The sequence below is a fragment of the Paraburkholderia unamae genome, assembly GCF_003096875.1.
Classification (GTDB): domain Bacteria; phylum Pseudomonadota; class Gammaproteobacteria; order Burkholderiales; family Burkholderiaceae; genus Paraburkholderia; species Paraburkholderia unamae.
The window spans coordinates 1-24,407 of sequence record NZ_QEOB01000021.1 but is presented as its reverse complement, the minus strand read 5'-3'; the positions used below and the strand labels follow the sequence as shown (position 1 = coordinate 24,407).

Genomic DNA, 24,407 nt, shown 5'->3' with positions numbered 1-24,407 from the left:
AGCGGATGATGACCCGGGCTGCGGGCCGGGCTGTGAAGCTGACGACATAGTTGGCGCGGAACCAGGCGTGCCCTTGCCCCCATCGCCTGGTGCGGCCTCGCTTGCCGGCGCGCCGAACGCTGACGATGAATCGGACATGGCGAATAACTCGTGTTTGTAATGGCCTGCGATGCAGCCTGACCGCCCCTGCGGCCGGCAAGACGGGCGCTTCACGCGCGCAGACCCAATGCGCATGGCGAACGGCGTCTCGACCGGCGCCACTTTAACCGAATCCGGACGCCGCCGCAGTGCCTGCCGTCACGTTTCTGCGCCGGTTGTTTTTTCGCCTCGGCCGCTAAAGATTTTCGGCTTACGGTCGATAACTTGCTCTGATGGGCGGCTTCAGCCGGAGGTAAAATCCGGCCGCCGCGCCCCGCGCGTTCAGCGACGCGAGGGAGCGCAGCAGGCACGCCCGGGACAAACACAGGGTTGCCAGCGACAGACATGGAAGCGAACAGGATCACCGCGCCCCGCCAGGGCTGGTTGCGCACGGTCGTGGACCGGCTATGCGCACTTGCCGGGCTCAAAGGCGAAGCCGGCGACCCGCCCCTGTCCGCGCCGCGGCACGACAGGGGCGCCGCGCCGCTCGTGCCCGCCTCGCTTGCCGCCGCCGAACCCGACTATGCGGACGCCGTCTCGCTCTCGTTCGAGAACACCGCGGCCGCCGTGGACTTCCTCGCGCATGTGGACGCCCACCTGCACTTTCTCTACGTCTCCGACGCGAGCCTGCGCTTCGCCGGTTACCACCGCGAGTTCCTGCTCGGCGCAACGCTTGCCGACATCGTCGCGCCCGAGCATCACGAGCGCCTCTCGGCGCTGTTCGCGCGCGCCGCGCACAGCGGCGCCGTGGAGAAGGACACCATCGATCTCGTCAAGGCGCTCACCTACCCGCTCGCCGTCGAGCTGCGCGTGCAGCGCGCGCAATACGGCGAGACGGCGGGCTTCGCGGTGGCGGGCTTCGACGTCGCCGCCTGGCAAGGCACCGAGGCGGCGCTCACGCACGCGCTTCATCACGACCCGCTCACGGGCCTGCCCAACCAGACCGCGCTCGCCCCCGCGCTCCAGCGCGCCCAGGCCGACGCCGATCATTTCGGCGTGCCGGTGGCGCTGTTGCTGCTCGACCTCGACGACTACCAGCGCGTGAACCGCGCACTGGGTTACGACGCGGGCGACGAGCTGCTGCGCGAGACCGCGCGCCGCCTCTCGCATCTCGCGCTGCAAGGCGAGATGATCGCGCGCATCGGCAGCGACGAGTTCGCGATCCTCATCACGCCGCAACGGCACGCCGCGCCCGACGAAGTGCGCGCCGCCGCCGAGGCGCTGGGCCGGCGCCTGCTCACGTCGATCCTGCAACCGTACTCGTTTCGCAACCAGCCGGTGCATCTCTCGGCGAGCATCGGCATTGCGTTTCATCCGGACCAGCAGCCGGGCGCCGCCCCGGAAAGCGCAAACGGCGCGGCGAACGCCGAGACCACGCCGCTCATCCGCCGGGCGGATCAGGCGCTCCAGCAGGCCAAAGCCATTGGCGGCAACACGCTAACGTTACACGTGCCCGACGACGATCCGACCGACGCGCTGCGCCTGAAGCTCGAATCGGACCTTTACGACGGCGTGCGCAACGGCGAGTTCTCGCTGCACTTCCAGCCCATCACGAGCAGCGCGTCGCGCGGCGTGGTCGGCGTGGAAGCGCTGATCCGCTGGCAACATCCATTGCACGGGCTCGTGCCGCCCTCGACATTTATTCCCCTTGCGGAATCCGTCGGCCTGATTAATTATCTCGGCAACTGGGTTCTGAAGGCTGCCTGCATGCAACTGACCCAATGGGACGAGCAAGGCATCGCGCTACAGTACGTCGCGGTCAATGTCTCGCCCCAGCAGTTCCGCAATCCGCGCTTCAGGGAAAGCGTCGAGGAAGCTATCGAGCTCACCGGAGTCGATCCGCGCCGCCTCGTGTTCGAGATCACCGAGAGCCTGCTGATGCACGACCCGCAGCACGCGAAGACGCTGCTCGAGGAGCTCACGTCGCTCGGCATCCGCTTCGCGGTGGACGACTTCGGCACAGGTTATTCGAGCCTCGCTTACCTGCAACGCTTCCCGCTCTCGAAGCTGAAGATCGACCGCAGCTTCGTCGAAAACCTCATCACCTCGCGCAACGATCAGGCGATCGTGAACGCAGTGGTCGGGCTCGCCCGCACGCTCGATCTCGAACTGGTGGCCGAGGGCGTGGAAACGGAAGCGCAGCGCGAGCTGCTCACGAACATGGGTTGCGAGCATATCCAGGGATGGCTCGTCTGCAAGGCGCTGCCTTCGGAAGAATTGCAGCAGCGCTTCGTTTCGGGCGCATTGCATGTGCACGAGGTGCAATGATGCCGGCACCGCAAACAGCAGGGCTTTCGCGAAATTGACATGGTTCAGATGGTAAAGGCCGTCCTGCTCGACCGCTTATGGGCCCGCATGAATGAACGCGGCGACTTCCCCATGCTGTCGCAATCGCTGCGCACCACGGTCGCGGCGATGACGAACGACGACTACGATTTCAGCGCGCTCGTGAAGGTCGTGCTCTCGGATTTCGCGCTCACGCAAAAAGTGCTGCGGCTCGCGAATTCGGCCATGTACATGGCGTTCGGCGGCAACATCACGACCGTCACGCGCGCGCTGATGGTGCTCGGCATGGACGCCGTGGGCCACCTCGTCGTCGGCCTGAAGATCGTCGATCACTTCCATCACAGCGCGCCGCGCCGTATCGACGCCAAGCTCGAACTGAACCGCACGATGCTCTCGGGCTGCGTCGCGCGCAAGCTCACTGAAAACGGCGACCTGCGCGCGGGCGAAGAGGCCGTGGTCTGCACGCTCATGCGCCAGGTAGGCAAGCTGCTCGTGGTGTTCTATCTCGAACCCGAGTGGGACCAGATTCGCCGCGAGATCGAAGAAGGCGCGAGCGACGACGAGGCCTGCCTCGACGTGCTAGGCGTGACCTTCGAGGAACTGGGCATGGAGGCCGCCTCGCGCTGGCGCCTGCCCGACACGATTCGCGCGGGCATGGGCCAGTACGACCCCGCCGACAACGAATCGCGCCAGGTGCAGTGGCTGCGCGCCACCACCAACTATTCGACCGAAGTGGCGCGCGTGCTGACCACGACGGGCCTCTCCGACGAAATGCGCGAAACGCATATCGCCGAGCTTGCGCAACACTACGGCCGCGCGCTCTCGATCGACGCCGACGTGCTCGTGCAAATGAGCCTTGCGCTTGCGCGCGAGGAAGCCGAAGACGGCGTGATGCGCGAGATCGTCGAGTTGCGCGCCAACGCCGACGCCATCGCGCGTGAGGCGCTCGACCCCGAGGCGCGCATCGCGGCGGGCGTCGAGGACTTGCGCGCGCTGCCGCCTGAAAGCGCGCTCGGCACCGCGCTCACGCTCGCCACCGAAACCGTGCTCGCGGGTCTGGGCTTCGCGCGCTCCGTGGTGTTCGTGCGGCGCGGCGCAAACATGTTCGAAGCGCAGCACGGCTTCGGTCCGCATATGGGCGAAGTGTTGCCCAAGCTCTCGTTCTCCGCCGCGTTCCAGCCCGACGTGTTCCATCTCGCGATTGCGAACAAGGTGGGCATTTTCATCGAGAACGCGCGCGACGCGAAAATGCTCGCGCGTCTGCCGGCCTGGTATCGCGAGAGCTTCGAAGACGCGCGCGCATTCGTGCTGCTGCCCGTGGGCGCGGCCGGTGAATCGCCCGTGGCGCTCATGTATGGAGACTGGCTCGTGAGCCAGGAGCCGCGCCGCATCTCGCAGAAAGAGATGAGCGCGCTGAACGACCTCGCCCAGCAGCTCTCGCGCTTTTTCGCGCACACTCCGCAGACCGTCTGATCAGGCTAGCTGCTTAGGGTACCTGATCAGCCCGTCTGAGCAGCCCGGTGGCGCACCGTCGCGCCACCCTGCCCTTCGGTTCCGGCTCAGTCCTCGATGCGCTCCAGCCCTTCGTCCTCGGCATTGCGCCCGGACGTGCCCGCCCATTCCGCAGCCGCCAGCGAAAGCGCCGCGACCGTGGCCGCGTCGAGCGGCGCAAGCTCCTGACACAGTGCATCCACGCGCGCCCAGTCCGCGCGTTCTAGCGCCTCGGACAGATCCAGCAAACGCCCGAGCACGCCCTCACGCTTCACGATGGCCGTGCGGATCGGCCGCGCGAGCGTGAGCACTTCGAGCGTGCCTTCGAGCGAGCCGCCGAACACCGCCTCGACAAACGAGAACACGCCCACGAGGAACGCCGCGTCTTCCTCTTCGAGATGCGCCTTGGCCAGTTGCGTCACGGCGACTTCCATGAAGCGCGCGCGCGTGGCCACGAGTTGCAGCAGCGGATCGTCCTCGGCGGCGATCTTGCGGCCGTCCGCGTAGAGCAGCAGTTGCGTCCAGCGCGCGATGGCGTTGGTGCCGGTGGCGTTGATCGCCTCGCGCAGCGTCGTCACCTTGCGCCCGATGTTCATGCTGCCCGAGTTGGCAAGGCGCATGAGATGCATCACGAGCACGGGATTGAGTTTGAGCTCCGCTTCGAGCTGCGCGACAGTGGGTTCGGCGGCAAGCAGATGAAGCAGATTCAAAAGCGCCTGGCGCGGCGCGCTGGAGCGCCGCGCGCCGCCGTGCGGCTTCGCGAAGTAATAGCCCTGGAAACGGTCGAAACCGAGGTCGTGCGCGCGCTGATAGTCTTCCTGCGTCTCGACGCCCATGGCGACGAGCAGCTTGCCCGCCGACTTCATCACGCTCGCGAATTTGGGCAGCAGCGCGGGCGCGATCTCGCGGATGTCGATCTTGATGGCGTCCACATACGGCAGCAGCTTCGCAAACGACTCGTCCGCCTTCGACACGTGGTCGAGCGCGAAGCGGTAGCGGCGCCGGTGCAGCGCAATGAGCCGCGCGATGAGTTCCGGGTCCGCGCCGATATCCACCGGCAGTTCGAGCATCACGCGCTCGGCGCTCACGCGCTGCAAGGCGTCGTCAAAGAGCGCATCGCGCGTCATGTCGAGCCACGCCGGATGCCCCGCCAGCGCGGCGCGCAAGGCGGGCGCGCTGAACGCGCCGATCAGCGCCGAGCCGGTGGCGGAAGGTTTGGGCGGCATGCCGGCGGCGATATCTTTCGCGGCGGCTTCGGCCTCGCGTTCGATATCGGCGGCCTCGCGCCTGTCGATGAGGCGCGGCAGCGTCTCGAACGCACAGAGCAAGCCTTCCCGGTCCAGCATGGGCAGGCGGGCGAAGTACACATCGATGGGCGGGCCGGCCTGTTCCGGCGACGCGTCGCCCGCGACTCCTGACATTTGCAGCCGGTCTGCGGCGTTCAAGCTCATGGGATCCCCCGCGCGGCGTCGCGTTCGTGGCGACGCCCTGGTCCTTGTCTCTTGGCATGCCGCAACCGTTTGCGCAAACGCCGGCCGCGGCTCGTTCTGCGGTCGATTTTATCCTGGCCGGTAAGACTCTGAAATGAAGATCGCGTCGATTCAGCGGATTTTTCGCGGGTTTTTCGAGCTTCCGTCCGGCTTACACAGCGTCGCGCGGCACGACCGGCTCGATACTTGATATGGAATCCGAATCAAATGACTCAAAACAAGACCGACCGGCCGGACATCATCCGGCCGGCCGGCCATCGCGCTTACGGTAATACAGGCCGCGCGATTACTTGAGCACGACCTTCACGTCGAAGTACTTCGCGGCGATGCGATCGAGCGTGCCGTCGGCCTTGAGGTCCTTGAGCGCACCGTTGAGCGCGGCCTTGAGCGCCGCGTCGTTCTTGCGCAGGCCGTAGCCCACGCCTTCGCCGAGCAGTTTGGCGTCCACGACCTGCGGGCCCGCGAACGCGAAGCCCGCGCCCTGCGGCTTGTTCAGGAAGCCCTTCGAAGCGGCTTCGGCGTCCTGGAACGAGGCGTCGAGGCGGCCCGCAACGAGGTCCGCGTAGATCTGGTCCTGGGTCTGGTACGGCACGACGTCGACGCCCGCGGGCGCCCACTTCGCCTTCGCGTAGGTTTCCTGGATCGTGCCCTGGAGCACGCCCACGTGCTTGCCCTTGAGCGACTCGGGCGTGGGCAGCAGCGGGCTGCCCTTCTTCGCGATCATCTGGTTCGGAATCGCGTAGATCGGGTCGGTGAAGTCGATGGCCTGGCGGCGCTGGTCCGTGATCGACATGTCCGAGTTGATCGCATTGAACTTGCGCGCCTGGAGCGCCGGAATCAGGCCGTCGAACGAGTTCTCCACCCACACGCACTTCGCCTTGAGCTTCGCGCAAACGGCGTTACCCACGTCGATATCGAAGCCTTGCAGCTCACCCGCGGGCGTCTTCGATTCGAACGGCGCGTACGACGCCTCCAGGCCGAAGCGGACTTCCTTGATATCGGCTGCATGCGCGGCGCCGGCCGTCATGGCGGCTGCGCAGAATGCGAGCGTTGCCAGCTTGTTCCAGTTCATCTTCATCAGTGTCTCGTTCCAGTCAGATAAGTGGCGCCGGCAGGGACCGGTCAGGCAAATCGACGGGCTGCGGGCGCCGGCACAGGATCGCTGCGCCAAAATCACGGCTCAATCGCAGGCACCCGGTTTGGTGCGCCGCAACATGCGCGCGGGCGGCATTGTACCGCGCGCGCACGCGAGCCTCCGCGCGTAGCCTGCGGCCGGCGCGGGGCGCTGAACATGCAATTGGGTGTCGTGGATGCGCAAGCGCGCGCTCAGGCGAGCGCGGCGAGCGTCTCCCGGGTGGTGTCGACGACGAGCAGGCCCGCGCGCAAACCGGGCTTCACGCCCGGATTCGGAAACACGATGCGCTCCTCGTCGTGCTCCACGACATAGCGGTACGCGCCGTCCTCGGCCAGCACCTCGCCGCGCGCGAAGGGCGTGAAGTTGGGCACATCGGCGGCGACGTGGAGCTTGAGCGCATCGCTTTGCTTTGTGATCTGGCCGATCACCGTGAAGACGCGCGGCATCGGCGCGGTATCGAGCGAAGGCGTCTCGCCCGCCACGAGGCGGCGCACGGCGGCATCCGCGCTCGCGAAGCGCGCGAGGTCGTTCTGGCCGAAAGGCCGCACCTTGCCCAGTTCGAGCGTGCAGGCAAGCGCGCCGCACGTTTCGGCCGCAAACGACGACAAGGTGGGGCCCTTCTCCGTGTGAATCAGCACGGCCGCGATGCGTGCGTCGGCGAGCCATTCGAGCATGGCGCGTGAGGGCCGCTCGCCCGTATGCGGCAGCAGCGCGAACTGCTCGAACGCGGACGCGCGAATCGCCGTATGCATGTCGAGATGCCAGCGCGCCAGCGGCGCCTGCCCGGCGCGCGCGAAAAAGCGCTCCACCATCGCTTCGAGCGCGACGGCGCGCGGCGCTTCGCGGCTTTGCGGCACGCGGGCATGGCGGCCGCCGAACAGGCGATTGAGATCGTCGTCGAGATAGCGCTCGCCCGCGCGCATCGCGCCCGCGTTGCCGAGCACCACGAGCACCCGGCAGGCGAGCGGCGCGCGGCCCGCCGCGAGGTCGGCCACGAGTTGCGAGAGCAATTCGATCGGCGCGGTCTCGTCGCCGTGCACGCCCGCCGAGAGCAGCACGCTGCGCGTGGCAGCGTCCCCATGCGCCGGTTCGAGTTCGAGCACGCCCTCGTCATGCCACTGCCAGCGCACGCCGCTCGCGCATTCGCCGCGCGCCTCGCCGGGCGTCGCGGGGCGCTCGCCCGCGAGCGTGTAGCCGAGAAAATCCGCAAGCGGCGTGACGGGCGTATCAGCGCTGGAAGTCATAGAGCGATCCGAGCCCGAGAATCTGCGTCAGCTCGTCGAGCGCCGTGCGCGACTCGACGAGCAGCGCCGGATCGGTGAGATCCTGCGGCGCGAGCCGGTCGCGATAGTGCCGTTCGATCCAGCCGTCGAGGCGCGTGAAGAGCGCGTCGTTCATCCACACGCCCGGCGCCGTCGCGGCGCGCTCCTCGTCGGTGAGCGCGACACGCAAGCGCAGGCACGCAGGGCCGCCGCCGTTCTTCATGCTCTCGCGCAGATCGAACACGAGCACCTCGTCGATGGGCCCGCTGCTCGCCACCAGTTCGTCAAGATAGATTGCCACGTGCGGATTCTCGCAGCACTCCTGCGGCACGACGAGAATCTGCGTGCCGTCGGCGCGGCTCAGCAACTGGCTGTTGAACAGATACGACGAGACCGCGTCCGCCACGCTCACGCGCGCCTCGGGCACTTCGATCACATGAAACGGCGCGTCGTGGGCCGCGAGCTTCGTGCGCAGTTCGTCGTACACCGCCTTCTGCTCGACGAACGCGCGCTCGTGACAGAACAGCGTGCTGCGGTTGCCCACTGCGATCACGTCGTTGTGGAACACGCCCGCGTCGATCACATCGGGGTTCTGCTGCGCGAACACCGTGCCTGCGTCGCTCAGGCCGTGGCGCTGCGCAATCGCGCGGCTCGCCTCGAAAGTCTGCCGCGCGGGGTAGCGCTTCGGCTCCGGCCCGCGGCGATATTCGCTGCGCCCGTAGACGAAGAACTCCACGCCGCGCTCGCCGTACTGCGCGCAAAAACGCGTGTGGTTTGCCGCCCCCTCATCGCCGAGCGCGGGCGTGCCGGGCAGCGCGTCGTGCACCATGAAGTGCGCCGGGTCCGCGAACACCGTGCCGAGCGTGCGGCGCGTGGCCTCGTGCTCGATCGCGCGATGCAGCTTGCTGCAAAGGTTCGCGGGCGTGAAATGCACGCGCCGGTTCGGCGTGTCGGCCGAGGGGCTCACCGTGGCCGCGTTCGCGGTCCACATGGCCGAAGCCGAGCTTGCCGCGGCGAGCAGTTCGGGCGCCTCCTTCGCGGCGCGCGCAATCGCTTCGGCATCCTTACCGCCGAAACCCAGTTCGCGCAGCAAGCGAATGGACGGGCGCTCCTGCGGCGGCAGCACGCCCTGCGCAAAGCCGAGATCGGCGAGCCGCTTCATCTTGCGCAGGCCCTGCTGCGCGGCGGCGCGCGGGTTGGCCACGGACTTCTCGTTGCTTTGCGAGGCGACGTTGCCGAACGACAGCCCGGCGTAGTTATGCGTGGGGCCGACGAGTCCGTCGAAGTTGGCTTCAAGGGTTTGCATCGTCGTTCCTTAGAAGTGGAGGCCCGGCGAAAGGCTCGCGGGCATCTGCAATTGCGCGCTTTCCACCGAGGCCATCGGGTAGGCGCAGTAATCGGCTGCGTAATACGCGCTCGGCCGGTGATTGCCCGAACGCCCCGAGCCGCCGAACGGCGCACCGCTCGACGCGCCGTTGGTCGGCCGGTTCCAGTTCACCACGCCCGCGCGAATCTCGCGCGTGAAGCGCTGCCACAGCGCTTCGTCGTCGGCGAGCAGACCCGCCGAGAGGCCGAAGGCCGTGTTGTTGGCCTGCGCGATGGCGTCGTCGAAGCCCGCGTAGCGGGTGATCTGCACGAGCGGCCCAAAGTGCTCCTCATCCGGCAGATCGGCCACACCGGTCACGTCGAGGATTGCGGGAGTCACGAAACCGAGCGCCGCATCGCGTTGCGCCATCGGCAGCAAGGTGCGTGCGCCGCGCGCTTGCAACTGCGCCTGCGCGGCCACGAGCTTGGCCGCCGCGCGCGCCGAAATCACGGCGCCCATGAACGGTTGCGGCTCGGCGTCGTACTCGCCCACCGTGATGCGCGAACTCACTTCGACGAAGCGCGCGAGAAAGCGCTCGCCGAATGCGTCCGAGGGCACCAGCATGCGGCGCGCGCAGGTGCAGCGCTGTCCCGCCGAGAGAAACGCCGACTGGATCGCGTGATGCACGGCCGCGTCGATGTCCTCGACCTGCGCGACCACGAGCGGATTGTTGCCGCCCATCTCCAGTGCCAGCACGATCTCGGGCCGCCCGCCGAACTGGCGGTGCAGCAGCGTGCCCGTGTCGGAGCTGCCCGTGAAGAAGAGGCCGTCGATCTGCCGGTGATTGGCGAGCGCGACACCCGTGTCGCGCTCGCCCTGCACGAGGTTCAGCACGCCCGCGGGCAAGCCCGCTTCGTGCCATAACTCGACCGTTGCGCGCGCAACGTCAGGCGCAAGCTCGGATGGCTTGAACACCACGGCATTGCCCGCGATCAGCGCGGGCACGATATGGCCGTTGGGCAAATGGCCCGGAAAGTTATACGGCCCGAACACGGCGACGACGCCATGCGGGCGATGGCGCAGCACCGCCTCGCCATCGGCCATCGGCGCACGCTTTTCGCCGGTGCGCTCGCCGTATGCCGTGATCGAGATGGCGACCTTCGCGGCCATCGAAGCCGCTTCGGTGCGCGCTTCCCAGAGCGGCTTGCCCGTCTCGCGGCCGATAGCCTGGGCGAGCATTTCCTTCTTTTCGGTGACGAGCGCGGCGAAGCGCTTGACGATTTCGCAGCGCGTTTCGAGCGGCGTTTGCGACCACTCGGCGAATGCGCGGCGCGCGGCGTTGACCGCGCGATCGACATCGCTTTCGCTTGCAGCATGGCCGCTCCACACCGTCTTGCCGGTGCCGGGATTGCGCGAGGCGAACGCGTGGCCCGAAGCCGCGCCCCATTGCCCATCGATGTAAAGCTCGTTCATGGTCATCCTTTGTGTTGCTGCGGAGCGGGGCCGAGCACGCGCACCAGCTCGCCCGCCGCGACGTTGAGCGACGCCGCCTCCTGGGCGCTCAGCGTGAGCACGCCGTCGTGCACGACGCCCGGCGCGAAGCCCACGCGAAAATCGCCGAGCGACGTGTTCGAGACGAGCGAGCGCACGCCCGCCTCTGCTTGCGCCGCGCCGATCTCGACCGGCACCAGCACGCTGTCGCGCACCGTGCGCAGGTCGCCGACATGGCATTCGAGCACCGGACCCGCGTCGAAGATATCGACGTGATTCTCGTAGCGCAGCCCCTCGGCTTCGAGCATGCGGCGCGCGGGAATGGTATCGGCATGCGTGAGACCCACACAGGCCTGCGCCTCCTCGGGCAGCAGTTCGACGTACACCGGGTAGCGCGGCATCAGTTCCGCGAGAAACGACTTGCGACCGTGCGAACTGAGATAGTCGGCGGCGTTGAAATCGATCTGATAGAAGTGCGAACCGACGGCGCGCCAGAACGGCGACGTGCCCTCCGAATCGAAATGGCCGCGCAGTTCCGCGCACAGGCGTTCGGGAAAGCGCTCGCGAAACTGCGCGATGAACATGAAGCGCGAGCGCGAAAGCAGGCTGCCCATGCCGCCCGTACGGTAACGCGGCGAGAGAAAGAGCGAGCAGACCTCGGCATAGCCCGTGAGATCGTGCGAGATGTTGAGCGCGCGCATGCGCGTCCAGATGCCCAGTTCCTGGCTCGCGTGCACCACCGTGCTCACGCGATAGTTGTAGAACGGCTGCTCCAGCCCCACCGCCGTTTCGATGCCGCACACGCCGGCCACGTCGCCCGTCTCGCTGTCTTCCATCACGAAGAAGTAACCGGCTTCGCGCGGCGCGGCCTCGCCCGCCAGCGTGCGCCGCGTGCGCTCGATGCGCGCCTTGAGCGCCTCGCGGTCCGGCTTGAAGGTGGTGAGGCCGGGGCCCGTTTCCTGAGCGAGCGCGACGAGCGCGTCCACGTCGCCCGTTTGCACGACGCGTACCACGATCATTGTGCGTCTCCCATGTAAGCATTTTCCGTTTGCGGGGTGGCGCGATAGAGCGGCGCGCAGCGCACCGGTTCGCCGTCCTGCACGCCGAGCGCGGCGCGCGCGGCGGCGTCGAGCGGCGCGATGATCCCGGCGCCCTTCTCGCTTTCGGGCAGGGTGGCAAGCACGCAGCGGAATTCGCCCGCGCGCTGGCTTGCGACCAGATACGCCGCGCCTTGCGCATTCGTTGCGAGCGCAACTTCACGCACCGTGCGCGTCTCGTTGCCGGCCACCGAAGCCGTGCGGTCCACTTGTGCGGTCAGCACCGGGCCCGCGTCGAAGATATCGACGTAGCGGTCCGGCTCGAAGCCCTCTTCCAGATGAATCTCGTAGGCGAGCAAGGCGCTCGGGTCCGGCTCGCCGAGCACGCGCTGCGCGGGTTCCGGCAAGAGCGGCACATAGAGCGGGTAAGCGGGCATCACCTCGGCGATGAAGGTACGGCTGCGCCCGCCCGAGGCCAGTTCGATGTCCTTGAAATCGCGTCCGAAGAACTTGCGCCCCACCGCTTCCCAGAACGGCGACGCGCCCGCGTCGTCGGTCACGCCGAGCAGCAGCGAAAACACCTCGGGCGTGAAGCGCCGGCGGTTCATCGCGACATACATCATGCGTGCGCGCGACATCAGGTGCGCGGCCGCCTCGCCGCGCAGCGCAGGCTCGATATAAAAGCCCGCGAGGCGGCTCTTGCCCGTGAGTTCGTGCGACATCGTGAGCGCGTGGATCTTGCGGTTCACGTGCAGCTCGCGCGAGGCGTGGATCAACGCGTCGTTGCGAAACGCGTAGAACGGCTCCGCGTAACCGGCCGCGGCCACGATGCTCGACGTGCCCACGAGCCGCCCGGTGGCGGAATCTTCGAGCACGAACAGGTAGAACTCCTCACCGGGGAAGTCCACCTCCGCCCGAAACGAATCCTCGGAAAGCGCGATACGCGCCTCGAGCGCCGCCCGGTCGTGCGGCAGCGAATGCAGCACCGGCTGCGCGGTGCGCGCCATCTGGGCGATCGCGTCGAGATCGGCCAGTCTGGCGGGGCGAACGAATAGCATCGTCGGTCCTGTGAGTGCGCTGGGGTTGCGGTTGAGCGAAAACGCGCGAATTTCAGCGCGTGCCGATGACGTCTTCGAAAGCCTGTTCGAGGCGCGCGAAGCCCTCGTTCAAATCGGCTTCCGGAATGATGAGCGAGGGCGCGAAACGCAGCACATCCGGCCCGGCGATCAGCATCATCACGCCGCGGTTCGCGGCCGCCGCGTTGAAGTCTTTCGCGCGGCCCGCGAAGCGCGCATTGAGTTCCGCGCCGATCAGGAGGCCCTTGCCGCGCACTTCCTTGAACAGGTCGAAGCGCTCGTTGAGCTTCGCGAGCCTGGCGCGAATCGCTTCGCCGCGTGCACGCACGCCCGCCAGCAGCGCCGGATCGCTCACGAGTTCGACCACCTTGGCCGCGATCGCCGCGCCCAGCGGATTGCCGCCGTAGGTCGTACCGTGCACGCCCACCTTGAAGTGCGCGGCGATCGGCTCGGTGGTGAGCATCGCGCCGATCGGGAAGCCGTTGCCGAGCGCCTTGGCCGTGGTGAGGATGTCGGGCGTGACGCCCGTATCTTCGTACGCGTAGAAGTGGCCCGTGCGGCCCACGCCGGTTTGCACCTCGTCGAAAATCAGCAGCGCGCCGTGCGCGTCGCAGGCTTCGCGCAGCGCGCGCAGGAACGCGGGATCGGCGGGAATCACGCCGCCCTCGCCCTGCACCGGCTCGACGATCACGGCGCAGGTCTGCGCGCCGATCGCGCGCTTCGCCGCCTCGATGTCGTTGTACGGCAGATGCGTGATGCCGCCCGGCACCGGGCCGAAGCCTTCGGAGTACTTGGGCTGGCCGCCCACGCTCACGGTAAAGAACGTACGGCCGTGGAACGACTGCGCAAACGAGATGATTTCGAACTTGTCGGCGCCGTGGCGCTCGAACGCCACGCGGCGTGCGAGCTTGAGCGCCGCTTCGTTGGCCTCGGCGCCCGAGTTCGCGAAGAACGCGCGATCGGCAAAGGTGAGCGCTTCGAGCTTGCTCGCGAGGCGCAGCACCGGCTCGTTGGTGTAGCCGTTGCCGATGTGCCAGAGCTTGCCGCCCTGCTCGTGCAGCACGTGCAGCAACTCGGGGTTCGCGTGGCCGAGCGAGGTCACGGCGATGCCGCACGCAAAGTCGATGTAATCGCGGCCCTCGGTGTCCCACACGCGCGAGCCGACGCCGCGATCCGGCACGAACGGCGCGGGCGAGAAACACGGCACCATTACTTCGTCGAAGGTCTTGCGGCTCACAGTCTGGTCGTTCATGGCGATTCCTCTTTGGCTAAATGCGTAGCTCAGTGCGTATCGAATTCAGGGTCGGTGCCGCGCGGGCCCGAGTCCGCTTTCGGGCGAAAGCCTTCGCGGCGATTCGTGGCGATAACAGCCAGTGTAGGCAAGCCCGGAATAATCGTCTTGCGCAGGCGCGACGCGTTTTTTCGTGCGAAACGTAGCGAAACATCAAAAGCGGGCGTGCGGCATGCTGCGATCCGTCGCTCACCGCCCGCCACGCGCGCTCACTCCACTTCCGGCCGCTCGACGAGCGCGCCCGCGCGCGGCTCGGTGGCCGCCCCGCCGTGCTGGCGCTCGATCCAGTTGCGGCGATCCTCGCGCGGCGTCACGCCGAAGCGCTCGCGGTACGCGTTCGAAAAATGCGCCGCCGACGAAAACCCGCACGCGAGGCTGATCTGCACGACCGACTTGCTGGTGCGCTGCAACTGCGAGCGCGCCTTGGCGAGGCGCAGGCCTAGGTAATACTTCGACGGCATCGCGCCGAGATACTGGCGAAAGAGCCGCTCGAGCTGACGCCGCGACACGCCCACGAGATTCGCGATCTCGTCGGTGGTGAGCGGGTCTTCGATATTCGCTTCCATGAGCATCAGCGCGTCGTTCATGCGCGGATGGCGCTCGCCCGGCGCGGTCACATACGGGATGCGCTGGCGCTCGTCGCCGCTGCGCAATGTGCTCGCGCCAAGCGCGTCGGCGATGCGCTCGGCAAGCTCGGGTCCGTGATCGCGCCCGATCATCGCGAGCATGAAATCGAGCGTGGCCTGGCCGCCCGCGCAGGTCGCGCGGTCGCGGTCGATTTCGTAGATGTGCTGCGTGACGATGGTGCGCTCGAACTGCTCGGAGAACTGCTGGTACGTCTCCCAGTTCACGGCCACGCGGTAGCCCTGCAACTGCCCCGCCATCGCGAGCCACCAGATGCCGTGGTGAATGCCCGTGACGAGCGGCGTGCGCTGCCCCACGCGCGCGAGGCTCGCGAGGAAGAGCCGGTAGTCCGCGAACTGCTGGTAGCGCTCGGTCACGACGATGAGCCAGTCGGCCGACACCGCGTCGCCGAACGCGCAGTCGGCGGGCCATTGCGCGCCGCCCGCGAGCGGCACGGGGCGGCCGTTCCACGAGCACATCTGCCAGCGGTACAGCGCGCGGCCGTCGATCTCGTTGGCGAGATTGAGCGCGTCGACGATCGGGCCCACGCCCGACATCGAAACGGGCGGCAGCGCGACGATCGCCACCTGGGTCGTGCGGCCGGCGCGGGACGCAGGCGCCTGCCCGAGCGCCGCAGTGGCGGCGGGAGCGGAGGCGGAAAGGGAAACGGAGGAACGAACCATCGAGAGCGATAAACCGAAAGCGCGCGGGGCGCCGCTTACTTGAGGCTGCCCGAGAGGAACTGGCGCAGGCGCTCGCTCTTCGGCGCGCCAAGCACGTCGGTGGGCGCGCCCTCTTCCTCCGTGCGCCCCTGATGCAGGAACATCACGTGATTCGACACATTGCGCGCGAAGCCCATCTCGTGCGTGACGACGATCATCGTGCGGCCTTCCTCGGCGAGCTTTTGCATCACCTTGAGCACTTCGCCCACGAGTTCGGGGTCGAGCGCCGAAGTCGGCTCGTCGAACAGCATGACGTCGGGGTGCATGGCGAGCGCGCGCGCAATCGCCACGCGCTGCTGCTGGCCGCCCGAGAGATGCGAGGGATACTGCTTCTCCACACGGGGTGCCAGGCCCACTTTCTCCAGATACTGGCGCGCGCGCTCCTCGGCTTCCTTGCGCGGCACGCCGAGCACGTGCACGGGCGCTTCCATCACGTTCTCCAGCACATTCATGTGCGACCAGAGATTGAAGTGCTGGAACACCATGGCGAGCTTCGTGCGAATGCGCTGCAACTGCTTGTGGTCGGCCACGTCGAGGTCGCCGTTGCGGCCCGCCTTCGTGCGCACGGTCTCGCCGTCCACGACGATCTCGCCCGCGTTCGGCTTCTCGAGAAAATTGATGCAGCGCAGGAACGTGCTCTTGCCCGAGCCGCTCGCGCCGATGATGCTGATCACGTCGCCCTTCTTCGCGTCGAGCGAGACGCCCTTGAGCACCTCGTTGTCGCCGTAGCGCTTGTGGATGTCGCGCGCGACGAGCTTGCTGTCTGAGGATTGCGTCTGAGCCAAGATGGTCTCCAATGTTTCCGGTGAATCAGCGGGTGCGCACGGCGAGATGGCCGAGCCAGCGTTTTTCGGCGCGGCGGAACGCAGCCACCAGCACGAACGATACCGCACAGTAGATCAGCGCCGCGAGGCCGAACGACTCGAACGAGCGGTAGGTGGCCGAGTTGGCGTCGCGCGCGACCTTGAGGATGTCGGGCACCGTCGCCGTGAAGGCCACCGTGGTCGCGTGCAGCATCAGGATCACTTCGTTACTGTACAGCGGCAGTGCGCGGCGCAGCGCCGAAGGCAGGACCACGCGCCAGTACATCGTGAACGGGCTCATGCCGTAGGCGCGCGCGGCTTCCACTTCGCCGTGCGAGGTGGCGCGAATCGCGCCCGCGAAAATCTCCGTGGTGTAGGCGCAGGTGTTGAGCGCGAACGCAAGAATCGCGCAGTTCAGGCCGCTGCGAAAGAACGCGTCGAGCAGCGGCTCCGAGCGGATGAACGCGAGACTGTACACGCCCGTGTAAATGAGCAGCAACTGCACGTAGAGCGGCGTGCCGCGAAACACATAGGTGTAAAAGCGCACCGGCAGCGAGACCCAGCGGCGGCTCGATACGCGCGCTACCGCCAGCGGCACCGCGCACACGAAGCCGAAGGCGACGGAGATCACGAGCAGCCACAGCGTCATCGCGAGGCCCGAAACATGCTCGCCGTCCCAGTAGAGGAACGCGCGGCCGAATTGCTGGATGATTTCGTTCATGGCGGCCTTGGCCTCACAGTTGCGCGTGACGCACGCCCACCGAATAGCGGCGTTCGAGCCAGATGAGCGCGAAGTTCGAGATGGTGGTGATCGCGAGGTAGATGAGCGCCGCGATCACGAGGAAGAAGAACAGGTTGAAGGTGCTGCGGCCCGCGTCCTGGGCGGCCTTCACGACATCGGCGAGACCGATGATCGACACGAGCGCCGTCGCCTTCACGAGCACCTGCCAGTTGTTGCCGATGCCGGGCAGCGCAAAACGCATCATCTGCGGAAACAGGATGCGGGCGAACACACGTGCCCCGCTCATGCCGTAGGCGTGGCCCGCTTCGAGCTGGCCGCGCGGCACGGCGAGAAACGCGCCGCGAAAGGTTTCGGTGAAGTACGCGCCGTAGATGAAGCCGAGCGTGATGACGCCGGCCACGAACGGGTCGATGTCGATCTGCGCCATGCCGAGCGCGTCGGTGGCCTCGTTCACGCCGATCTGGATGCTGTAGAACAGCAGCAGCATCAGCACGAGGTCGGGCACGGAGCGGATCAGCGTCGTATAGGCGGTCGCCACGGCCGCGAGCGGCCGGTTGAACGAGAGCTTCGCCGCCGCGCCCGCGAGTCCGAGCAGGACGGCCACGCCTAGCGAGAGCAGCGAAAGTTCGATGGTCTGGATCGTGCCGGCGAGAAGCACCGGGCCAAAGCCGTAGAGGAACACGCGCGTCTCCGGGTCAAGTCGTGTTGTCGGCGGCTTCGCGCGGCGCTTGCGGCGCCGCCGAAACCGGGTGAGTTGGCGCGGATCGTCTCAGTGCAAAATTGATCGTTCAAACCGGGGCGGCGCGGATATTGCAGTGCAGCATGGCAACACGATGCCCGGCCGCAGCCGCAATGGCCCGCACCGTTGTGGCCGCGATGGATTTGAAAGGCAAAAAAAACGCCCCGGCAAGCGGGGCGTTTTCGCAAGTTTCGGGTCGCTTTTGCGATAGGCGCGCGGCGCGCGCCCAGCGGCCCGGCAGGCGCTCAGGCAGGCACTCAGGCAGCGCGCGTCTGTGCGCCGCGCGCGCCGCCCGCGCGGGCGTTCGCGCCCACGAGGCGCTCGGCGAGCGCACCGAAAAGCAGCCCGATGGTGGTCCAGAGAATCACCTGCATGCCGATCGATACGGCGCGGAATTTCCACAGCAGCACGGCCGGGAACCCGGCGGGCACCTCGTTGATCGTCGGCAGGGCGAGCTGGATCGCGCCGATCACGACGACGAACAGCACGAGCGCCGCGATCGACGCGTTCCATACGCCAAGCCTCGGCACGAAGGCGGCGCGCACCTTCAGCGAGAACACCGACACAGCGATGGAGATCGCGATCATCAGGAAGAAGAGCCCGGTGCGATAGCCGATGGTCTCCGGATCGCCGACCGAGGGCGGGTTCGCCGGGTACTTGATGTTCGGCACCAGATAGATCGCGACGAAGGCCGCCAGCGCGAGCCAGGCGGACAGTGCGCGCGGCGAAAGCCGCCCGGCGCGGCCATGCGCGAAAGCGAACACGAGCGCGAACAGCCCGCCGATCGATGCGCCATACACCATCACGCCCGTGAAGAGACCGTAGCTCGCCTGCGTCTCGCGGCTCACGATCTCGGGTTCGGGGGCCTCGCCCTTCGCGGCGTCGGCTTTCTCTTCGAAGGAGATCGCCTGATCGACCTGCGGCTCGCCTGCGATTTTCGCGAATCCGAACGTGAGGAGTCCCGCGGCGATGCCTGCAAGCATCCCGCGCACCAGCAACTTGCCTACCATGTTCGGCCCCCGGTCAGTGGCAGGGGAAGCCGAGCAGATGGCGGCCGTCGTGCACGAACTCGTGGACGTACATGCCCTGGAAGATCGCCGTCGCGCCCTGCTCCGCGCCAACGAAATACAGCGCGAGCAGCAGCATGAGGCCGCCGAAGATGGCCCACGGCAGGATTTCGCGCAGTGGAATGGGCGCCGGTGCAGCCGGTGCGTGCAGGGGCAATGAGGCTTGGGACATGTGGACTTCTCCTGGGGTTACGCGCCCCGATAGTCGTTGAAAAGACGGGTACACGACGCGCAGGTCTGACTCCCGTTGCGGCTTCGATGCGCATTGATGCGCGTTGATACTTTCGAGGGCAACCAGTTACAGTGGCGCGACCGCGCCGGACTTGCACCGGCTTCCGCGTGTCGTGAAGCCTGTATTCTACGCGCTGCGGCGGCCTCGCGAAGGCCGGATGCGAACCGCCGCGAAACACGGCAAAGCACGGAGTCAAGGAACACGATGCCAACGACGGTCTGGCTGGTCAGTCACGCGGCGAACGCCGCGATGCGCTCGGCAACGCTGCCCTGCGCGCAGCCCGAGGACGACGCCGGCGACTGCGCACTGGATGCCCGCGCGATCGAGGCGCTCGCCGCGTGGCGAGAGCGCTGGTACGCGCGCCTCGCCGCAACCGGCGACGAGGCGCCGCGCGTGCTGACGAGCCCCGCCGCGATCGCCCGTGCGAGCGCCCGGGCGGCCGGTTTCCCGGCGGCGGCGAGTTGCGAAGCGATACGGGAAGCCGCCTACGGCGCGTGGCAAGGCCGGCGCCTCACCGATATCGCGCGGGAAACGCCTGAAGCGCCCGAAGCGCTTGCGGCATGGACCCGCGATCCGGCCTTCAGGCCGCCCGGCGGCGGTGAATCGTTCGAAGACGTGCGCACGCGCGTGAGCGCATGGCTCGACGAACCGGGTGACTTCGAGGGCCACGTGATCGCCTTCACGCACGCGAGCGTGATACGCGCGGCGATCCTTCACGCGCTGGGCGCGCCGTCGGCGGGCTTTCGCTCGGTGGAGATCGCGCCGCTTGGCGTGACGGCGCTGCGCCGCGCATCGCACGGCTGGGTCTGGCGCGCGGCGCTCGACTGAAGCGGACCGGGCATTCCTTGATCTGCGCCCATAAGACGTCACGCGGGCATCAAGATACGCGTATCAACGCGTTGACACATCAAAATGCGAAGCCTAGCATCGAGGCTGTATCAACAACGTAGATACACCACGATCAGGTATGGACATCAAGCTCACTCCGTTGCTGGCCAAAAGGCTAGTTCAGTACGAGGACGAAATGGCGATACAAACCCTGAAGCGTTGGGGAAACAGCCTTGCGGTGCGCGTTCCGGCCAGCCTTGCGGCAAAGCTGGGACTCGCGGAAGGACAGGAAGTCGAGGTCGAAGTGGAAGACGGGTCGCTCACGGTTCGCCCGCATACGGCAATCCGGCGCTTCTCGCGCGAGCGCTATTTGCAGCAGTTGCGCGAGCGGAAGCTGGAAGCGCACACGCTCGTCGACTTTGGCCGGCCGCAGGGGACCGAAATCGGCGGACCCGATGACCCCACGCGTTTTGACCAATGGTAAGAACGCATGAGAAACGGCACACCGGACGCAGGCGATATTCTCTGGCTCAATGTCGGGCCGGGCGCGGGCAATGAGCAGGGCGGCTATCGCCCTGCCCTCGTGCTCACCGACGCCGAGTTCAACGAACTCACGAGCCGCTTCATCGGGCTGCCCATCACCAGCAGCATTCACGGATGGGAGTCCGAAATCCCGATCAGCGGCTTGAGCAAGCCGTGCGTCGCGATGGCCGACCAGATCACCACGCTATCCCTCGCGGGCAGGGTCTGGCGGCACAAAGGCGAAGCGGCGACGGCCGAGGAACTGGAGGCGGCGAAATTTGCCGTGGCCGGCATCCTGAATCTTTAGCCACGGCGCACCCCAGGCCCTAGTCCAGTCCCAACTGCGCCTTGATGGCGGGCAGCATGTACTGCACGGCTGCGCGCCCTTCCTCGATGGCGGGCCCGGCCCGGTGAAAGTCGAAAATCCCCATGCCGCCCAGGCGCGGCTGGATCAGCACGTCGGCGGGCTCGCCCGCCAGCCGGCTGCGCGTAATGCGCACCTGCATGATGTCGATGCTCTGCGCCACCGAGCTCAGCATGGAAGGCACGCGCGTGCTGGGCGGCGGCGCCACCCGCACGTCCGGTCCACCCGTCGCGCCCGGCCCCGCCGGTTGCAGCCAGCGCGGAAAACGCTTGCCGTTGCGGCGCATGAGCGGCTCCGGGGCGGCCTCGCCGTTCGCCGCGCCGTCGGCTGAAACGCCCGATGGCTCGGCCGGCGGCGGTTCGCTCACCTCCACGGGCAACTCGCGCGGCACCGTGTCGAGCGCGCCGCCCAGGTCCCGGCCATTGAGAATGTCGTGATTGAGGTCGATGGCGATAACCGTGTCGGCGCGCATCGCGCGCGCGGCGGACACCGGCACCGGATTGCTCAGGCCGCCGTCCACGAGCCACACGCCGTCATGCCAGATCGGCGTGAAGATGCCGGGAATCGCAATCGAGGCGCGCACCGCGTCCACCACGCCGCCCTCGCGCAACCAGACTTCGCGCCCGGTGTCGAGTTCGGTCGCGACCGCCGTGAACGGCAGACGCAGGTCATCGATCGAGCGGCCGTTGAACTGCTGCGCAAAGAGGTCGATCACCTTGCGCCCGCCCAGCAGGCCGCCTGACAAGCGCAAATCGAGCAGGCGCACCACGATTTGCCAGGTGAGCTTGCCCACCCAGTCTTCGAGCCAGTCGAGGTCGCCGTTCGCGTACACGGCGCCGACCAGCGCGCCGATCGAGGTGCCGCACACCACGTCGGGCTTGATGCCCGCTTCCTCCAGCGCGCGGATCGCGCCGATATGGGCCCAGCCGCGCGCGGCGCCCCCGCCGAGCACGAGTCCCACACGCCTGGGCCGTCGCCGTTGCATCATGCGCGCCTCCCAGCGTATCGAGCGGTCAGTGACCGCGAATGATGTCCGAGCGCGAGGTCGTCGTGACCCGCCCGTCCGGTCCGAAATGCACGTTGAAGTACGCTTCGGGCGTCACGCTCCCTTCCAGCCACTTCCAGCTCCACACCGTCTCCTTCTTCAAGCGGTAGCCGGCCACCTGCCCCGGCTTGCCCAGCAGACGCCGCACCTCGTCCTCGCTCATGCCGACGCGGATCTTCGCGAAGTTCTCCGCCGTGAGCGCCTGGGTGATGGCCACGAGCCGCCCGTTCGGGCCGATATCGACCATCCACGTCTTGAGCCCCTGCGGGCCGCGCGGATATTCGAGGCGGCGCGAGCCGTCGTCGAACACGCGCTCGGTTTCGGGCTTGCCCATTTGCTCGCGCACCTGATCGAGCGTGGAGACGCCGGGCGTGAGGCCCTTGAGCAGCAGCGCGTCGGGCTTCACCGAATCGAAGAACGCCTTGAACCCCTGCCGGATCGAATCGAACATGGCATCGAACTGGCGGTCGTCGCAGCCGGAAAGCGTGAACGCCGCCATGGCGGCGCACGCGAGCGCGAGCGAACGCGTGGATGAGAACGTGGGCAACATGTCCTTGCTAACGCATCAACATGGGCTTGCGTCGACGTGCGCGCCGAAATGGCGGCGCGCACCGACATACCCACAATGTACCGTCAATGGACCTGATCGTGCTGCGTGCCCCGCTTAGGCCCGCGCGGGCTTGCGCCGACGGTCGCGACGACGGGCAGTTTGGCGTCGCGCTGTGCGCCGGGCTGTGCACCCAACGGCGCCTCGCCTCGCACCGCACGACGCGTGCGAACAATCTCCGCCACCTGCCAGGAAATCAGCGCGAGCACGCCGAACACGACTTCGCGCATGCGCTTCACGAGCGCGAGCGAGAACGCCACTTCCTGGCTCACGCCAAAAAGCTGGGCCAGCAGCACCACGGCGACTTCCTGCACGCCGAGGCCGGCGGGCACCATGAAGGCCGCGTGGCGCACGGCCTGGGTGATGGCTTCGATGGCGAGCGCATCGCCCACCGTGACCGGATGACCGAGCAGCGCGAGCGCCCACCAGGTCTCGAAGGCCCCGAGCATATAGCCGCCGAGCTGCCAGAAGAACGCGCGGAACATGAGGCCGGTGCGCGACATCAGCGCGTCGAGGTCGGCGTCGAGCTGCTTGCCGTCGAGACCTTGCATAAGCGGGTTTTCGGTGCCGAGCAGGCGCGCGGCCCAGCGCTCGATCGCATGGAACACGCCGCCGCGCCGCACGAGGAACACCGCGAGCACGGGCAGCGGCGCCGAGAGCAGCAACGCGAGCGCGATCGTGACGATGGTGCGCAGCGACCCGCCGTCGCCGGTCGCCGCAACGATCAGCACGACGCCGAGCGCCGAGAACGCATATTGGACGGCGATCGTCACGAACACCTCGACGATCACCGAAGCCGTGACTTCGCTCGCATTGCGCACCTTCCAGCGCGCGAGACGAATGCCGACGAGCTCGCCCCCCACGCCCACCGCGGGCAGCAGCCGGTTCACGGCTTCGCGCACGGTCGCGGTCCACCAGAGGAACGTGAGCGGCGCGCGCTTGTCGAGCAAGAGGCGCCACGCCTGCGCGTCGAGCAGGAGCGGCAACGCGTGGAACGGCACGAGCCAAAGGAGCGCCGGACCCGCCGTGCCAATCACGCGCAGCACGTCGTGCGCGCCGTTGTGGACGACCAGACCGATCAGGATGGCGATCCCGAGCGGCAGGCCCAGCCATTGAAGCCACTTCATGACGCCTGCACCTCTGCGCCGCGTGATGCCGCAGGACCGGAGCCCGAAGCCGCTCCAAAGAACACGTCGGTGAAGCCGCCGTGGCGCACGCCCGCCTGCGCGAGCGCAGCGGCCACACGCGGTGAAACGAGCGCGCCGAATTCGTCGGCGTGGCGATAGGTCTGCATCGACGGCGTGATGGGCGCTTCACCCGCCTCGCCTGCGAGCGCCGGATGGCAGTAGATCTCGCCCACGCCGCGAGCGGGCAGATTCGCAAGCGCGTCGAGCACGGCGGCCTCGTCCATTGCGCCCGTCTTCGCGATGCCGACCACGTAGTCGTTGTGCGCCACGCCCGCGCGCGCCAAACGCGCGCGCACGAGCGCGAGCCACGGCCTGAGCGCCAGCGGCGCGCCCGCCTCCAGCGGCAGGCGCATCGCGCGCAACCCGTAGTCGCGTCCGATCGAGAGGATCAGCGCGAGCACAGTGGGATGCAGATGAAAATGCTTGTGCGTATTCACGTGATCGAGCGCGAGCCCGGTCGCCGCGAATGCTTCGAACTGCGCACGAATTTCCTTCGCCAGTTGCCGGCGCACGTGCGGCAGGAAGAAGAAACGCACGCCGTCGCGCACCATGTTGTCGCCGAAACGCCCTTGCTCGTTCACGAGCGCGGGAATCTGCGCGCACGGCAACATCGGCGCGCCGTCCGCCAGCACCAGATGCAGGCCCACGCGCAGGCCCGGCGTGCGGCGCGCGCGCGCCACGGCGTCTGCCGCGGCGGGCGCGGCCACCATCAGGCTCGCGCAGTCGAGCACGCCCTCGCGATGCGCGCGCTCCACCGCCGCATTGACCCGCTCGTGCAGGCCAAAGTCGTCGGCGGTGAAGATGAGCGCGCGGGCATCGCGGGACAAGCGGTCCATCATGCCTCGTGCGCGCGCAGGAAGCGGAAGAACTCCACGCCTTCGCGCAGACGCCGCTTCATCATGTCCCAGCTCATGAGCATCTC

24 protein-coding genes are annotated in these 24,407 nt (G+C 67.5%); 5 read left to right on the top strand and 19 right to left on the bottom strand.

The annotated features are described in order from the left end of the window. Window positions 1-483: 483 nt before the first annotated feature. Both C7402_RS34440 and C7402_RS34435 read left to right on the top strand, forming a co-directional pair. A complete protein-coding gene (locus C7402_RS34440; protein WP_116613756.1) occupies window positions 484-2,406 on the top strand; it encodes a putative bifunctional diguanylate cyclase/phosphodiesterase in 1,923 nt (640 codons plus the stop codon). A gap of 48 nt (window positions 2,407-2,454) precedes the next feature. Then, entirely contained in the window at window positions 2,455-3,897 is a 1,443-nt protein-coding gene (locus C7402_RS34435) for an HDOD domain-containing protein (protein WP_116613825.1), read from the top strand. A gap of 86 nt (window positions 3,898-3,983) precedes the next feature. On the opposite strand, the gene C7402_RS34430 is transcribed toward C7402_RS34435, so the two are convergent. The 15 genes from C7402_RS34430 to C7402_RS34365 form a co-directional block, all read right to left on the bottom strand. Further along, entirely contained in the window at window positions 3,984-5,366 is a 1,383-nt protein-coding gene (locus tag C7402_RS34430; RefSeq protein WP_425273817.1) for an EAL and HDOD domain-containing protein, read from the bottom strand. A 325-nt stretch (window positions 5,367-5,691) separates the two neighbouring features. Further along, window positions 5,692-6,483 (bottom strand): ABC transporter substrate-binding protein, encoded by a 792-nt coding sequence (locus tag C7402_RS34425; RefSeq protein WP_112174774.1) that lies wholly within the window; start codon window positions 6,481-6,483, stop codon window positions 5,692-5,694. A 248-nt stretch (window positions 6,484-6,731) separates the two neighbouring features. Next, window positions 6,732-7,784 carry a succinylglutamate desuccinylase gene (astE, locus tag C7402_RS34420; protein ID WP_116613755.1) on the bottom strand — a complete coding sequence of 351 codons (1,053 nt, stop codon included), beginning with the start codon at window positions 7,782-7,784 and terminating at the stop codon, window positions 6,732-6,734. After that, on the bottom strand, window positions 7,768-9,108 hold the full coding sequence (gene astB / locus C7402_RS34415) for an N-succinylarginine dihydrolase (RefSeq protein ID WP_116613754.1): 1,341 nt from the start codon (window positions 9,106-9,108) through the stop codon (window positions 7,768-7,770). Before astB ends, astE begins: the two co-directional genes overlap by 17 nt. Before the next feature lie 9 nt (window positions 9,109-9,117). After that, the gene (gene astD / locus C7402_RS34410) at window positions 9,118-10,581 is read right to left on the bottom strand and encodes a succinylglutamate-semialdehyde dehydrogenase (RefSeq protein ID WP_112174777.1); all 1,464 of its coding nucleotides are present in this window, start codon (window positions 10,579-10,581) and stop codon (window positions 9,118-9,120) included. 2 nt (window positions 10,582-10,583) lie between these two features. Further along, on the bottom strand, window positions 10,584-11,618 hold the full coding sequence (gene astA / locus C7402_RS34405; protein WP_116613753.1) for an arginine N-succinyltransferase: 1,035 nt from the start codon (window positions 11,616-11,618) through the stop codon (window positions 10,584-10,586). After that, entirely contained in the window at window positions 11,615-12,694 is a 1,080-nt protein-coding gene (gene aruF, locus C7402_RS34400; protein ID WP_112174779.1) for an arginine/ornithine succinyltransferase subunit alpha, read from the bottom strand. The genes astA and aruF overlap by 4 nt, the downstream gene beginning before the upstream one ends. Window positions 12,695-12,746: 52 nt before the next feature. Next, window positions 12,747-13,964, bottom strand: coding sequence for an aspartate aminotransferase family protein (locus C7402_RS34395; RefSeq protein WP_112174780.1), 1,218 nt, complete (start codon window positions 13,962-13,964; stop codon window positions 12,747-12,749). 29 nt (window positions 13,965-13,993) lie between these two features. Further along, window positions 13,994-14,206, bottom strand: a complete 213-nt coding sequence (locus tag C7402_RS46520; protein WP_133254607.1) for a hypothetical protein — start codon at window positions 14,204-14,206, stop codon at window positions 13,994-13,996. A 6-nt stretch (window positions 14,207-14,212) separates the two neighbouring features. Beyond that, the gene (locus tag C7402_RS34390) at window positions 14,213-15,184 is read right to left on the bottom strand and encodes a GlxA family transcriptional regulator (protein WP_224038654.1); all 972 of its coding nucleotides are present in this window, start codon (window positions 15,182-15,184) and stop codon (window positions 14,213-14,215) included. Window positions 15,185-15,345: 161 nt separating this feature from the next. Then, window positions 15,346-16,137 (bottom strand): ABC transporter ATP-binding protein, encoded by a 792-nt coding sequence (locus tag C7402_RS34385; protein ID WP_372460326.1) that lies wholly within the window; start codon window positions 16,135-16,137, stop codon window positions 15,346-15,348. A gap of 22 nt (window positions 16,138-16,159) precedes the next feature. Then, a complete protein-coding gene (locus C7402_RS34380; protein ID WP_112174783.1) occupies window positions 16,160-16,873 on the bottom strand; it encodes an ABC transporter permease in 714 nt (237 codons plus the stop codon). A 13-nt stretch (window positions 16,874-16,886) separates the two neighbouring features. Further along, window positions 16,887-17,576, bottom strand: coding sequence for an ABC transporter permease (locus C7402_RS34375; RefSeq protein ID WP_112174784.1), 690 nt, complete (start codon window positions 17,574-17,576; stop codon window positions 16,887-16,889). 314 nt (window positions 17,577-17,890) lie between these two features. After that, window positions 17,891-18,643, bottom strand: coding sequence for a CbtA family protein (locus tag C7402_RS34370; RefSeq protein ID WP_112174785.1), 753 nt, complete (start codon window positions 18,641-18,643; stop codon window positions 17,891-17,893). Between the two features lie 13 nt (window positions 18,644-18,656). Further along, the gene (locus C7402_RS34365; protein WP_116613752.1) at window positions 18,657-18,872 is read right to left on the bottom strand and encodes a CbtB domain-containing protein; all 216 of its coding nucleotides are present in this window, start codon (window positions 18,870-18,872) and stop codon (window positions 18,657-18,659) included. Window positions 18,873-19,136: 264 nt separating this feature from the next. Between C7402_RS34365 and C7402_RS34360 the strand changes: the two genes are divergently transcribed. From C7402_RS34360 to C7402_RS34350, 3 genes are all read left to right on the top strand, one after another. Continuing rightward, entirely contained in the window at window positions 19,137-19,760 is a 624-nt protein-coding gene (locus tag C7402_RS34360) for a histidine phosphatase family protein (protein ID WP_116613751.1), read from the top strand. A gap of 139 nt (window positions 19,761-19,899) precedes the next feature. Then, entirely contained in the window at window positions 19,900-20,244 is a 345-nt protein-coding gene (locus C7402_RS34355) for an AbrB/MazE/SpoVT family DNA-binding domain-containing protein (RefSeq protein WP_244315004.1), read from the top strand. A 6-nt stretch (window positions 20,245-20,250) separates the two neighbouring features. Further along, entirely contained in the window at window positions 20,251-20,589 is a 339-nt protein-coding gene (locus tag C7402_RS34350; protein WP_116613750.1) for a type II toxin-antitoxin system PemK/MazF family toxin, read from the top strand. 19 nt (window positions 20,590-20,608) lie between these two features. Here the strand turns inward: C7402_RS34350 and C7402_RS34345 are convergent, their stop codons facing one another. The 4 genes from C7402_RS34345 to hpnK form a co-directional block, all read right to left on the bottom strand. Continuing rightward, complete coding sequence (locus tag C7402_RS34345) at window positions 20,609-21,634, bottom strand: patatin-like phospholipase family protein (RefSeq protein ID WP_112174788.1); 1,026 nt, start codon at window positions 21,632-21,634, stop codon at window positions 20,609-20,611. A gap of 25 nt (window positions 21,635-21,659) precedes the next feature. Next, entirely contained in the window at window positions 21,660-22,241 is a 582-nt protein-coding gene (locus tag C7402_RS34340; RefSeq protein ID WP_244315003.1) for an outer membrane protein assembly factor BamE, read from the bottom strand. 83 nt (window positions 22,242-22,324) lie between these two features. Further along, entirely contained in the window at window positions 22,325-23,425 is a 1,101-nt protein-coding gene (locus C7402_RS34335) for a lysylphosphatidylglycerol synthase domain-containing protein (RefSeq protein ID WP_116613749.1), read from the bottom strand. Next, entirely contained in the window at window positions 23,422-24,321 is a 900-nt protein-coding gene (hpnK, locus tag C7402_RS34330; protein ID WP_116613748.1) for a hopanoid biosynthesis-associated protein HpnK, read from the bottom strand. The genes C7402_RS34335 and hpnK overlap by 4 nt, the downstream gene beginning before the upstream one ends. Between the last annotated feature and the right edge of the window lie 86 nt (window positions 24,322-24,407).